This window comes from Paenarthrobacter sp. PAE-2 (assembly GCF_026013155.1).
Classification (GTDB): Bacteria; Actinomycetota; Actinomycetes; order Actinomycetales; family Micrococcaceae; genus Arthrobacter; species Arthrobacter ureafaciens.
This window is the reverse complement of record NZ_JAPDNV010000002.1, coordinates 232,308-245,433: the sequence shown is the minus strand read 5'-3', so window position 1 is coordinate 245,433 and position 13,126 is coordinate 232,308. Positions and strand designations below refer to the sequence as shown.

At 65.1% G+C, this 13,126-nt stretch carries 12 protein-coding genes; 9 read left to right on the top strand and 3 right to left on the bottom strand.

Annotated elements, in window-relative coordinates:
* Positions 1-153: 153 nt before the first annotated feature.
* Entirely contained in the window at positions 154-408 is a 255-nt protein-coding gene (locus OCL88_RS02115) for a glutaredoxin family protein (RefSeq protein WP_217375849.1), read from the top strand.
* A 75-nt stretch (positions 409-483) separates the two neighbouring features.
* Entirely contained in the window at positions 484-1,191 is a 708-nt protein-coding gene (locus OCL88_RS02110) for a redox-sensing transcriptional repressor Rex (RefSeq protein WP_264961439.1), read from the top strand.
* 58 nt (positions 1,192-1,249) lie between these two features.
* Here OCL88_RS02110 and OCL88_RS02105 read toward each other — a convergent pair whose 3' ends face one another.
* The 3 genes from OCL88_RS02105 to OCL88_RS02095 form a co-directional block, all read right to left on the bottom strand.
* Entirely contained in the window at positions 1,250-1,996 is a 747-nt protein-coding gene (locus OCL88_RS02105) for a hypothetical protein (RefSeq protein WP_264961438.1), read from the bottom strand.
* 301 nt (positions 1,997-2,297) lie between these two features.
* Entirely contained in the window at positions 2,298-3,017 is a 720-nt protein-coding gene (locus tag OCL88_RS02100) for a hypothetical protein (RefSeq protein ID WP_264961437.1), read from the bottom strand.
* 193 nt (positions 3,018-3,210) lie between these two features.
* Positions 3,211-3,762, bottom strand: coding sequence for a YceI family protein (locus tag OCL88_RS02095; RefSeq protein ID WP_201434906.1), 552 nt, complete (start codon positions 3,760-3,762; stop codon positions 3,211-3,213).
* A gap of 204 nt (positions 3,763-3,966) precedes the next feature.
* On the opposite strand from OCL88_RS02095, the gene OCL88_RS02090 reads away from it, so the two are divergent.
* The 7 genes from OCL88_RS02090 to OCL88_RS02060 all read left to right on the top strand — a co-directional run bounded on the left by OCL88_RS02090 (position 3,967) and on the right by OCL88_RS02060 (position 13,115).
* Positions 3,967-4,632: a histidine phosphatase family protein gene (locus tag OCL88_RS02090; protein WP_264961436.1), complete on the top strand. Its 666-nt coding sequence runs from the start codon at positions 3,967-3,969 to the stop codon at positions 4,630-4,632.
* Positions 4,633-4,641: 9 nt separating this feature from the next.
* Positions 4,642-5,250 carry a TlpA family protein disulfide reductase gene (locus tag OCL88_RS02085; RefSeq protein WP_264961435.1) on the top strand — a complete coding sequence of 203 codons (609 nt, stop codon included), beginning with the start codon at positions 4,642-4,644 and terminating at the stop codon, positions 5,248-5,250.
* A gap of 5 nt (positions 5,251-5,255) precedes the next feature.
* A complete protein-coding gene (locus OCL88_RS02080) occupies positions 5,256-6,011 on the top strand; it encodes a cytochrome c biogenesis CcdA family protein (protein ID WP_021474360.1) in 756 nt (251 codons plus the stop codon).
* On the top strand, positions 6,011-7,708 hold the full coding sequence (locus OCL88_RS02075) for a cytochrome c biogenesis protein ResB (RefSeq protein ID WP_264961434.1): 1,698 nt from the start codon (positions 6,011-6,013) through the stop codon (positions 7,706-7,708). The genes OCL88_RS02080 and OCL88_RS02075 overlap by 1 nt, the downstream gene beginning before the upstream one ends.
* A complete protein-coding gene (gene ccsB / locus OCL88_RS02070) occupies positions 7,708-8,769 on the top strand; it encodes a c-type cytochrome biogenesis protein CcsB (RefSeq protein ID WP_264961433.1) in 1,062 nt (353 codons plus the stop codon). The genes OCL88_RS02075 and ccsB overlap by 1 nt, the downstream gene beginning before the upstream one ends.
* 213 nt (positions 8,770-8,982) lie before the next feature.
* Entirely contained in the window at positions 8,983-11,049 is a 2,067-nt protein-coding gene (locus OCL88_RS02065; RefSeq protein WP_264961444.1) for an Hsp70 family protein, read from the top strand.
* 2 nt (positions 11,050-11,051) lie between these two features.
* A complete protein-coding gene (locus OCL88_RS02060) occupies positions 11,052-13,115 on the top strand; it encodes a helix-turn-helix transcriptional regulator (RefSeq protein ID WP_264961432.1) in 2,064 nt (687 codons plus the stop codon).
* Positions 13,116-13,126: the final 11 nt, after the last annotated feature.

The window sequence follows — 13,126 nt, the reverse complement described above, 5'->3', positions numbered from 1 at the left end:
CCTCAGCCGGCACAAGCCGCCTGACCGACTGTCCACAACTTGCGGGCAACCCCAGAGAGGGATGGTGGGAAGTGGGTGGGATGTGGGAGAGGGATGGTCGGGTGGGGCTGGGATGTGGGAGAGGGATGGGTCGGGTGGGGTTAACGTGGAGGCATGGCTACTCCCGACGTCGTCCTCCTCACCAAAGCTGACTGCCACCTCTGTACGGCGGCCCGCGCCGCCGTCGAACGCGTGACCTCCGGGCTCGGAGTGGCGTGGACGGAGCAGCGGATCGAGGATGATCCTGAGCTGCAGCAGAAGTACGCAGAGGAGATCCCGGTGGTCCTGGTGGACGGCGTGCAGCGGGATTTTTGGACGATCGACGAACAGCGGTTGACGCGGATTCTCAAGAAGGCCCTGGCGGCCTGAGCGGCAGCTACCGGGAGGTAACGGCTTTTGTTGAGCGTGACCGGGGGCCATAGAGTTGAACAACAAAGTGACGCAATGGAGAAAACCGTGACTGCGCTGGAACCGTCCCCTGAAGCAACAACGGGGGACCACGAATCTGCCGCGAAGCAGATCCCGCCCGCGGCTGTGGCCCGGATGACCCTCTACTTGCGCGCGCTGAACTCGCTCCTGGCTGAAGGCGTGGAGCGGGTCTCTTCGGAGGCCTTGGCTGAGGCTTCCGGAGTCAGCTCTTCCACCCTCCGCAAGGACCTCTCCTACGTGGGGTCTTACGGCACCCGGGGAGTGGGCTACGAGGTGCAGAACCTCAGCCGCCACATCGCCGCTGCCATGGGGCTGACGCACGACTGGAAGGTCGCGATTGTTGGTGCCGGTAACCTCGGCAAGGCACTGGCCCGGTATGGAGGCTTCGAGTCCCGCGGCTTCGATGTTGTTGCCATTTTCGACGCCGACCCCATGGTGATCGGCAACGAGGTGGGCTGGCTGCGGGTCAGCGACGCCGCCGAGCTGGAACGCGTTTTGGATCGGACCCACGCCAACATGGTGGTGTTGGCGCTCCCTGCGACAGTTGCCCAACAAGTCTGCGACCGGGTTATCGCCGCGGGGATCCGCAGCATCCTGAGCTTCGCGCCCGTGCTCCTTCAGGTCCCGCCGCACGTCAACCTGCGGAAAGTCGACATGGCCACCGAGCTGCAGATCCTGGCGTACCACGCACAACGGGCACAGACTCCGGGCCAGGCCGTTTAGCCAGCCGGGTCCGTGCCCGTTGTTGAAAGTTCACGGCTTATGACCGTGAAGTGATGGCCTAGCGGCCGTAAGGGTTTTGGTACGGGTTGCCGAAGGCCTGCTGCTTACGGAAGTAGGGAGCAGTAGCCGGCAGGTAAAGCAACACCATCGCGGCAACGCCGAGGAGGATGGTGATGGTGCCCACGCCGATCTGGGTCAGGCCGAGTAGCGAAATCGCGGCGAAGACCGTGCCCAGGATGCGGGCCCAGTTCTTGCCCTTGCGGATCTTGAAGGCGACCAAGGCATACAGCCCGGCCATGATCAGCGAAATGATCACCACGAACGTGATGGCAACGCCAACGATGCTGCTCACCGAGATTTCGCTTCCGCTGGTGCCCTGCGCATCAAGGGCGTCCTGAATCATGGACTGGCCTTCGCTGGAGTTCAGCAGGGCGATGGTTACGGGGATGGAGATCAGGGTCAGGATGCCGGCGGCAAGGATCATCCAGAAGGAGACGTTGACCAGTTGGGGGACGCCGCTGGGACCTGGCTGCTGGCTGGGCCAGTTGGTGTCCTGCCCGTACTGCGGAGCCTGCTGCCCGTACTGGGGAGCCTGCTGGCCGTACTGCGGTGCCTGCTGGCCGTACTGTGGGGCTTGCTGGCCGTACTGCGGCGTTTGCTGCCCGTACTGCGGAGCAGCCGGCTGCCCGTACTGCGGCGCCTGCGGCTGGGACTGCTGGCCGTACTGCGGTGTTGAGGGCTGGGACCCCTGCTGCTCGGGGCCGGAGTCGCCCGGGTTCGAGGGCGGGTAGGGAGGGTTGCTCATGGCATTCCTTTGCTTGTTCGACTACTGGTACGGCTACCGGGGTCCACAAAATACCCTGCCCCCAGCATGGTTCTGAATCCACCGTACCCCGACCGTTTGGCGGTGGGGACGAGCACACGCTGGAATTTCCCGCGTGTGGATAAATCATCATGTGGGCGTACAAAAACCGCGGGAGATACGCCTTCGTGATGAAGGCCGCGGCCCCCATAAGGGCCGCGGCCTTCCGCGCTTGAGCAACGCCCGACGGCGGAACTGGAGTCCGGCGCCGGTCATAAGGCCCGACGGCGGAGCATCGGTTTGGTCAGGCAGTGCCTTTGACTGCCTTGAACCAAAGTTGCGAGTTGGGAAGCCACATGAGGACAACGGCTACGGCGCTGACAAGGAAGCCGAACCAGTTGCTGCCCAGCCCGGTGCTTGGACCGCCCATGTTGATGGAGCCGAAGATGGCGAGCACCAGTGACACGGCGGCAATGGCGGTGAGCGCCAGGCGCGCCCATTCCTTGCCTTCCTTCATCTTCATGGCCAGCACAACTTGGGCTGCGGCCACGGCAAGGCTCACGAGGAGCAGTACCAGTGCTGCTACGGCTGCCAGGGCCGGAATGAAGGCAAAGGCCGCGATGATGGCGAAAAGTCCGATCAGCCCGAACAGCAACCCCACCAGGCCCGAGATCACCCAGATGAAATAGGACACTTTCAGCTCGGTGGGCAGGCCTTGGGTCTTGAACATGCCGGAGAAGCCACCCTGGGGGAGGACATCGTTGAAGCTCCGGGGACCGTCGGTGGGCATTTCGAAGTGGAACCCGCCGGGCTGCCCCGCAGCAGGCTGCGAATATTGGCCCGGCTGCGAATATTGGCCGGGCTGGGGCTGTTGACCCGGAGACTGATAACCCGGGGGCGGCTGGTAGCCCTGGGGAGGTTGGTAGCCCTGCGGAGGCTGGTAACCCGCAGGAGGAACATTGCCGGGCTGCGGAGGCTGGGCGCCGGGCTGCTGTGGCTGTGGTGCTTCGTCTGGGTTACTCATGGCATCACTCTAGACCGCAGGGTGTGCGAAACATAGGAAATTCCGGACCAACGATTTTGGTAAGTACGCGCAGGTCAGCCTGCTATTAGCCCGGTGAGTTCCAAGCATGCGGGAACGGCGCCTCCGCCCAGCCCCGTCGGGGCTCACCTGATGTGGTGAGGGGGAGACGCCGTTCCGTGGAAAAGCGGGGAAATCAGGCAGCGGCCGGTGCGATGAAGGCGAGTTCGAGGTTGATGGCAACCTTGTCGCTGACCAGGACGCCGCCGGCTTCGAGCACCGCGTTCCAGGTGAGGCCGAAGTCCTTGCGGCTGATGGTGGTTTCGCCGGAGACGCCGGCGCGGGTGTTGCCGAACGGATCGACGGCCACGCCGTTGAACTCGGTCTCGATGGCAACTTCCTTGGTGACACCCTTGATGGTGAGATCGCCCACAAGGTCGAAGCCGTCTCCGTTGGCCTTGACGTGGCGGGAGACGAAGGTCATCTCCGGGAACTTCTCGACGTCGAAGAAGTCCTCGCCCTTGACGTGGGCGTCGCGGTTGGCGTCACCGGAGTCGAAGCTGGCGGTCTGGATGGTGGCGGTCACCTTGGAGTCCGTGAGCGTTTCGCCGACCTCCAGGGTGGCGGATGCGTCCTTGAACTGGCCGCGAACCTTGCTGATACCGGCGTGACGCACGGTGAAAGCGATCTCGCTGTGGGAGTTGTCGAGGGTCCAAGTGCCGGTGGTGACGTTGGCGGGGAGGGTCATCATGGTGCTGCTCCTGTGTGGTGGAAGGGATGGTGCTTACCCGGCTGAACCTGATTACTTGAAGCGTCAACCGAGCTTCGTATCAAGTATAAACATGCATATGCATCTTTTATTCCACCTGACCGGAACATTTTTGGAAAACTTTGAGTTCTACTACCGGTAGAAGATTTCAGATCGCTCCGTATCTTTGAGAAACTGGTAAACATGCCCCACGCAACTGTCCATCTGCTCCGCCATGGCGAAGTCCATAATCCCGATGGCGTCCTGTATGGTCGGCTGCCCGAATTCCACCTCTCTGAACGGGGCAGGGATATGGCCCGCATGCTTGCCGAGCACTTCATGGCGCGTGCAGGAAACGGCGCGAAGATCGTCCATCTGGTGGCCTCGCCATTGACGCGCGCGCAGGAAACTGCCGCGCCCACGGCGGAAGCACTTGGCCTGGAGATCACTACCGACCCCCGCATCATCGAGGCGGAGAACCACTTCGAGGGACTCCACCCGACCAAGAGTGAGTTCCTCAAGCCCAAGCACTGGTACTACTTCCGCAACCCCCTGCGGCCTTCCTGGGGCGAACCGTACAAGGAACAGGCGGCCCGCGTGATCGCCGCGGTCCAGGATGCCCGCCTGAAGGCCCTCGAACTGGGTGGTGAGGGAGCAGAAGCAATCCTCGTCAGCCACCAGCTGCCCATCTGGGCTACCCGCCTGTCCGCGGAGGGCCGGCCGTTGGCCCATGACCCCCGGAAGCGTGAATGCACCCTGACGTCACTGACGTCGTTGGTGTTTGACGAAGACGGCAAGATCCTCCGCGTCGAGTACAGCGAGCCCGCGGCAGTCCTGCTGCCTGGTGCTGCGAGCACCCCGGGGGCATGAAAGCGAATCATGGATAAGAAGAACCTTACGCGCCGCAGTGCGCTCGCTGCCGGCGGAGTCCTCCTGGCAGGGCTCACCATGGGCCTCTCTGCCTGCGCCCAGGAGGATTCCCTTGCCGAACAGGCGCGCAAAGGCGACAACAAGAACTACGTTGCAGGCGACGGCTCCGTGACCGAGTTTGCCAAGGCTGACCGCAGTGCACCTGTGGCGCTCAAGGGAACCCTCTTTGACGGAACGGCCGTAAGCCCGGACGTCCTCAAGGGAAAAGTCACGGTGCTGAACTTCTGGTTCGCCGCCTGCGCGCCCTGCCGGGTGGAAGCGCCGCAGCTCGAAGCGCTGCACCAGGAGTACAAGGACCAGGGCGTCCAGTTCTTCGGGGTCAATCTGCGTGACGAAAAAGCCACGGCCGAAGCATTCGACAAGACCTTCAACATCACCTACCCGAGCTTCAATGACAAGGACGGGGCGGTCCTGCTCTCCGTCTCCGGCATTGTTCCCCCCGGCGCCGTACCCACCACCCTGGTGCTGGACAAGGACGGCAAAGTTGCCTCGCGTGTGCTGGGCGAGATCGAAAAGAGCACGCTCAAGGCCCTGATCGCTTCAGCCGTGGCCGAGTAGTCCCCATGAACAGTCCCTTCGCCGAAACCATCCTGAACGGATCGTTGCTGCTGGCCGTGCCGGTGGCTCTCCTGGCGGGCCTTGTTTCCTTTCTTTCCCCGTGCGTGCTGCCGCTCGTCCCGGGTTACCTTGGCTACGTCACCGGGCTGACCGGCGTCGACCTCCAACGGCAGCGGCGGGGCCGCATGCTGGCCGGGATCGGCCTGTTCGTGCTGGGCTTCTCGGTAATCTTCGTGCTCCTGGGCGGGGCGTTCGGCCAGCTGGGCACAGTGCTCACCGGCAGCCAAAACGCATGGATTACCCAGCTCCTGGGGGTCCTTGTGATCATCATGGGCGTCGTGTTCATGGGCGGCTTCTCCTGGTTGCAGCGCGACGCGAAGATCCACGCCAAACCTCCCGCCGGCCTGTGGGGTGCTCCGTTGCTTGGGCTGACGTTCGGCCTGGGGTGGGCTCCGTGCATCGGGCCGACCTATTCGGCCGTGCAGCTGCTGAGCCTTTCCGGGGGATCGTCCGCGGCGAAGGGGGCGCTGCTCGCCTTCGTTTACAGCCTGGGACTGGGTGTGCCGTTCCTGTTGATCGCGCTGGCCGTCCGACGTGGCATGGGCGTGATGTCCTTTTTCCGCAAGCACCGGCTGGCCATCCAGCGGATCGGCGGCGGCATCCTGATTTTGCTTGGCATCCTCATGGCCACAGGAGTGTGGGGTCATTGGGTGACTGAGTTGCAGTACTGGTTCCAAACCGACGTGAAGTTGCCGATCTGATGAGCGAGTCCGTGAAATCCACCAAGAAGTCTCCCGCCGAAGGACCTGACGCGGGCAAGCTCCAGCAAGCAAAGTCGGACGCCGCACTGCCCACGTTGGGTGTGGGCGGCATGCTCCGTTGGGCCTGGACGCAGCTCACCAGCATGCGCACGGCACTGTTCCTGCTGCTCCTGCTTGCGGTAGCCGCGGTGCCTGGATCGCTGTTCCCGCAACGGCCTGCGAACCCCGCAGTGGTGACCGACTGGATCAAGAACAACCCGACGTCGGGCCCGTTCCTGGACGCTGTGCAGATGTTCGACGTCTACTCCTCGGCGTGGTTCTCGGCCATCTACCTGCTGTTGTTCATTTCGCTGATCGGTTGCGTCACGCCGCGGGCCATTGCGCACTACAAGGCCATGAAGTCCCAGCCGCCGCGTACGCCAAAGCGCCTGTCGCGGCTTCCGGAGTACGGCACCCTGGTCCTGGCCGCCGACGCCGGGATCCCGGCGTCGAAGGCCATCACCGACGCCGCCGGGGTACTGAAGAAGCGCGGCTACCGCGTTGAGGTCAGGGACGCCGACGGCGATCTGCCGAGCCTGGGCGCCGAGCGCGGCTTCATGAAGGAAGTGGGAAACCTGGTTTTCCACACCTCGCTGATCGGCGTGCTGGTGTCAGTGGCCATCGGCGGGCTGTTCGGCTACAGCGGTCAGCGCATCCTTGTGGAGGGCGATACCTTCGTCAACACCCTGGTGGGCTACGACCAGTTCTCCCCGGGCACCAACTTCCAGAGCGGCTGGCTGCAGCCGTACTCGGTCCGCCTGGACAAGTTCCAAGCCACCTTTGACAGGGAATCGCCCAAGAAGACCGGCCAGCCGATCGACTACACGGCCGAAGTGACCACCAAGGAAAACACGGATGCTCCCGAGAAGAAGGAGATCCTCAAAGTCAACGACCCCATCTCCCTGGGCGGCACCAGCATGTACCTCACGGGTAACGGTTACGCTCCTGTGGTCACGGTCCGCGACGGCGAGGGCAATGTAGCGTTCCAGGGCCCGGTTACTGCCAAGGTCCAGGGCGACAACTACTACTCATCGGTGGTCATCAAGGTTCCGGACGGCAAGCCGGACCAGTTGGGCTTCAACGGCTTCTTCCTGCCCACCGCTTTTGAAACTGAAGAAGGGATCTCCTTCAGCGCCGATCCCGTCCTGGCCAACCCCCAGCTCAACCTCGATTCTTACTACGGCGACCTGGGCCTGGACAAGGGTGTTCCCCAGAACGTCTTCGAGCTCGACGTCAGCGACCTCACGCAGTTGAACGGACGCAAGCTCGAGGCCGGCGGCATCACGCTCGCCCTGGGCCAGACTGCGACGCTCCCGGAGGGCAAGGGAAGCATCACTTTTGACAGCGTCAAGAAGTACGTCGGTGTGGACATCCACCACAACCCGGGCCAGCTGTACGCGTTGATCTTCGGCCTTCTGGCCGTTGCCGGACTGGTGACCTCGCTCTACATCAGCCGCCGCCGCGTGTGGGTCCGGACCGGAACCCACCAGGACGGCCGCACCATGATCGAGTACGGCCTCCTGGCCCGCGGCGAAGACCACCGCCTGGCCGGCGAAGCAGCGGCCATCAGGGAACTCCTCGCCAACGAATGGCAGATTTCGCCGCACCCCAGTGACACTCCCGACACCGTCTCTTCCACAACCCAGAAGGACCAGTAATGCCCGCTATCAACGAAACTCTGGGCCAGTACAGTGAGCTCTTCATGCTGTTGGCCGCCGGCACGTACACCATTGCGTTCCTTGCTTTCCTCTGGGACCTGGCCAAGAGCAGCAAGACCCTGCGTGCCGTTGACCTGAAGGCGGCAGCGGGCTCGACGACGGAAAAGGTTGCCGTGGCGGCCGGCCGAATCGGCTTGGGTGCCTCCGACGCCGCAGGGCCGGCGGACCGTGGCGAGCGTCCGACGTCGGGCCCTACCATTGGTGAGTCGACGGCGGCGGGCGACATGAAGTACGCAGGCGAACGCCGGGCTGCCGCCCGGGTGGGCGTAGCACTGACCGTCCTGGGTGTCCTCATCCACGGTGCCGGCGTCGTGACGCGTGCGCTGGGTGCCGGCCGCGTGCCGTGGGGCAACATGTACGAGTTCCTCACCACGGGTGCTTTCGTGGCGGTGGCGGTCTTCCTCATCGCGTTGATCCGCAGGGACCTCCGCTTCCTGGGTACGTTCGTGGTTGGCCTGGCCATCATCATGCTCGTTGCCGCGTCCGTGGCTTTCTGGACTCCCGTGGGCCACCTCGTTCCCGCGTTGCAGAGCTACTGGCTGATCATCCATGTGTCCATTGCGGTGCTGTCCTCTGCGCTGTTCACCCTGACGTTCGCGATGTCCGCGCTGCAGCTGCTCCAGTCCTACCGCCAGAAGAACCTGGCCGCAGGCCGCGCGGACAACCTGGCGTTCCTGCGCGTGGTTCCCAACGCCTTGAGCCTGGAGAACCTTTCCTACCGGATCAACACCGTGGCCTTTGTCGGCTGGACCTTCACCCTGATGTTCGGTGCCATCTGGGCCGAAAAGGCGTGGGGCCGTTTCTGGGGCTGGGACCCCAAGGAAGTATGGACGTTCGTCATCTGGGTGGTCTACGCCGGCTACCTGCACGCCAGGGCAACCCGCGGCTGGACCGGAACGCGTGCTGCATGGTTGTCGATCGTGGGCTACGCCTGCGTGATCATCAACTTCACGCTGGTGAACACGGTTTTCAACGGCCTGCACTCGTACTCAGGCCTCTAAAGCCGTACCGCCCTGCCGGCCGAATGTCGGCCGGTAAAACCGCGATCGTGGCCTGATCTGGGCTTTCTCCATCGAGTCGACTATCAGTTGAAGAAAGCTCCAAGGAAGCTGTGAAAAGTGCTTTTGCCCGTCGCCGGGCAAGTGCTACCTTGTGTGAACCCCGCCTGTGAAGAAGACCGCATGCGCCATGCCCATGTTCTTTTCGAGGTAACTATGAGCTATGTTCTCGCCATTGACGTCGGGACGAGTTTTACCGCGGCAGCCATTTACAAGGAGGGGCAAGGTACCAACCTTGCCCCCGAGATACTCCCGTTGGGTTTGCACGGCAGTGCAGTGCCCTCGGTGCTCTACTACGCCGACGACGGCAGGGTACTGGTGGGCGAAGCCGCCGAGCGCCGGGGCCTGGACGACCCCCAGCGGATGGTCCGGGAATTCAAGAGACGCATTGGGGACTCCGTCCCGATCGCCGTCGGGGAAGCCTGGATGGCGCCCGAAGACGTCTATGCCACGATGGCCCGCTGGGTGGTGGACAAGGCCCGGGAACGCGAAGGCGGTCCGGCGGATTCAGTAGTCATGACGCACCCGGCTGCATGGGGCCAGCACCGGACATCCACGGTCCTTGCAGCCCTGAATATGGCCGGACTTCCGGAAGTCACGCTGATCAGCGAACCGGAAGCCGCAGCACTCCATTATGCGTCCCAGACCCGTGTGGAGGATGGCAGCACCATTGCCGTCTACGACCTCGGCGGTGGCACATTCGACACCGCTGTGCTCCGCAAGGCAGGAGCAGGACGCTTTGAACTACTGGGCCACCCCGATGGCATTGAAACCCTTGGCGGCGCCGATTTCGACGCCGCTGTTTTGCGTCACGTGGTGGCCCACTTGGGCGAAGCCGTCACGGGCCTGGCGTCCGAGGACCCTGCAACGCTCGCCGCACTCTCGCGCTTACGCCGTGAGTGCCGGGAAGCCAAGGAAGCGCTGTCCCTGGACAGCGAAGCAAGCATCTCTGTCTCCCTCCCGGGAACCCAGCAGTCCGTCCGCCTGGTCCGTTCCGAGTTTGAGGCGATGATCGAACCGCACATCCGCGACACCCTGGATGCCTTGGAACGCAGCTTGGCTGAGGTCCAGTTGCAGCCGGAGGACTTGAGCGTGGTGCTGCTCATTGGCGGTTCGTCCCGGGTGCCGCTGGTTGCCGAGCTGATCTCGGTTGAACTGGAGCGGCCCATCGCCGTGGATGCCGATCCCAAAGCCTCCATTTGCCTCGGTGCCGCGCTTTCGCTGAAGGGCGCCCCCGACGCCGAAGCCGCTGCGCTTGCAGCTGGGTCTGTGGCCCCCGCCCAGGAACAACGCGAGGTGCCGCTGGAAACCGTGCCGCGCCCCGACGTCGTGCGTGGACGCCCGGCGCTGGCTGCGCTGAAAGCAGCGGCAGCGGACGGGACCAAGGCAGGCCGGCATGCTCCGCGTTCGCGCGTCCGCATGGCCGCGGCTGCAGCGGCGGCCGCCACCGTCCTGACCGTGGTGACCGCGACGGCGGCGCAAAGCCCGGACGTGCAGGCGCTTTTCGGTTCGCAGGCCGCGGACGTGATGCGCGACGGCGGTGCCCAGGCAAGCGGCGCGCAGCCCGGCGGTGCTCAAGGCGGCGCCCAAGCGAAGGGTCAGGCCAACGGCGGCGGGGCCGTTCCTCCTGCCGCCAAGGCCGGAACAGGACTGGACGCAAGCGCCAAGGGCGCCGCTGCCAGAACGTCCGCGGGCACCGGTCAGGGCGCAAAGAAGTCCACCACCGGCCAAGGTACCGGCAGCGCCGGAACGGGCAGCGGCACTGCGGCCGGCACGACCACCGGCAACGCAGGCGGAACCACGACGCCGGTGACCACCACCCCGGGCAGCGGTACGGGAACTGCCACTCCGGGGACGTCAACGCCGTCGTCGCCCCCTGCCTCGGAACCGGGTGGTGCAGCCAGTGGACCAACCCCGACCACGCCACCGACCCAACCTCCCGTGACGGACCCGACCCAGCCGCCCGTTACGGATCCGACTCAGCCTCCCGTGACGGACCCGACGACTCCGACGGACCCGACGCAGCCGCCGGTGACGGATCCGACGCAGCCGCCCGGGCCGGACCCCGTGGTGCCTTCGCCCGAACCTACAATCCAAGCGCCGGAACCTCCTCCGGTAACGCAGGACCCAGTGCCAACGGAACCGGCGACGGAGCCGTCCGTGGCGCCCGTTCCACCTGAAACGAGCCCGAGCCAAGAACCCGCACCGGCCCCGGAGGTGTAGGCATGACGGGTCAGGGAAACGCGGAAGCACCCTCTGAAGACAAGTCCCGCCCGGCGGATGCCACGCTGCCGTCGGCCGGGACCTCGCTGCCGGCTGCGGCGACCTTATCGGCGGCGACCTCATCGGCGTCGACCGCCTTGCCGGGCGGGACCGCGGCGGTACGGGAGTTGCTCTTGGCGCTGTCCGCGGGATTCAGCCTGCGTTCGCCGCTTCCGGACAACCTTGCCGGACGCGGCGATCTTCCAGGGATCATCGCTGCGGCGACCGATGCGCAGCTGCTGATGCCTGACGGATCTGTGGTGGGCACGGTGCAACATGCCCTGCTCACCAGCACGCCAGTCCCAACCATCCATGCCCTGCAACGGGAATTGGTGGATAAGTTGGCTGCAGAGGGCCGGCCCTTGGGGGAGTTGGCCCGTGACCTGGCCAGGGGCGGGCTGCAGGACCATCGCGTGGCAGCCGAACTGGAGGAAGCCGCTGACAACGCGCTGGAGACCGAGCCCGCCGTGGCCGCAGCTCTTTACGCGGAGTCGGTGCTGGCCGGCGCGAAGGAAATGCCAAAAGCGGCCTGCCGTGCCCAGGCCGCAGCGGGCATCGGCGACCTGGACTCCGCCGGCCGTTTGATCGACCGGCTGCTCGCGCTCCCGGAACCGCCGGACGTTCGGCGGGGAGTGGACGTTGCCGCCTCGGTGTGGGCCCAGCGGGGCATGATGTCCCGAAGTGCCGATACCTACTCGTGGCTGGGGCCTGGGAAGACGGCTGCCTCGGCGCCCCTGGCAGCAATTGCCATGATCGGCTCCGGAGACGCTGCCGGAGCGGAGGCCATGGTGGCCGACTGCGGTTCGCGCCGGTCCCCGACCCACTTGGCGGTGGCGTTGTCCCTGGCAAGCGAGGGCCTGCGCCAGACCTTGGGCCAAACGCCGCACTTGGGGTTACCGTCCTTGATCAGGGCTTCGGACATGATGAACGCCGCGGGCACAGCCCTTCCCCTCCCGGAGGCACCGGCAGTGCTGGCGGCCTTGTGCGCCCTGCACAGCGGAGAGACCGCGGTGGCCGCTTCCGTGCTCAAGGCAGCAGTGGCCGCCGGTCAGGGCGGAGACTCGATGCGGCCCCGCCTGTACCTGTTGCAGGCCTGGTGTGCCATGCAGCAGGACAACACGGACGATGCCCGCCTGGCCATCAACGAGGCCAACAAGGCCAATCACTGGGCCTTGGCGCCCCGGGAGGAATTCCTCCTGGCGGCCCTTGAACTGGGTTTGGCGCGCCGCGGCGGAGAAGTCCACGAGCTGGTCTTGGCATGGGACAGGGCGCGGGAAGCCATGATGCACGTCTCCGTTGACCTGTACAGCCTCCTGCCATGGGGCGAAGTGCTTGTTACCGCTGCACGTTTACGGGAATCACATCGGGTTTCGCACTACCTGCACGGGGCCTGGGACTTGCTGGAGCGGCTCGGGAATCCGCCGCTGTGGTCGGTCCCTCTGCACTGGGCAGCCGTCCAGGCCGCGTTGCTGAGCGAGAGTCCGGCGGACCTTGCACCACATGCAGCGGCCTTGGTCAGGGCTTCGGAGCATAGCCACTACGCGGGTGTGCTTGCCGACGGAGGCAAGGCCTGGGTATCGGTCCTGGCCGGCAGGTTCGCCGCCGCCGACGTCGAAACAGCCGCCCGTGGGTTGGCCGCCGTCGGAATGCCCTGGGAAGGGGCGCGCCTTGCCGGGCATGCGGCCGCGCGTGCCGATGAACGCCGGGACATGGTCAAGCTTCTGGCCTGTGCCCGGGACATCCACCCGCAGGGTGGCCAGGCTCCCGCGGAGACGCATGAGGAATCTCCCGCCTCCGCCGCGCCGGCGCCGGAGCCGAACGGTTTGAGTGCCCGCGAAATCGAGGTGGCAAGGCTCATGTTGGAGGGAAAGACCTACCGCGAAATCGGTGAGGCCATCTATATTTCGCCCCGCACCGCCGAACATCACGTGGCCAGGATGCGGCGCCGGCTAGGGGCCGAAAACCGCTCTGAGCTGCTGGTTCGCTTGCGGATCGCGCTGGGTGAGGGGCACCCGCCCGGGGAGTGAACCCCTGTGCC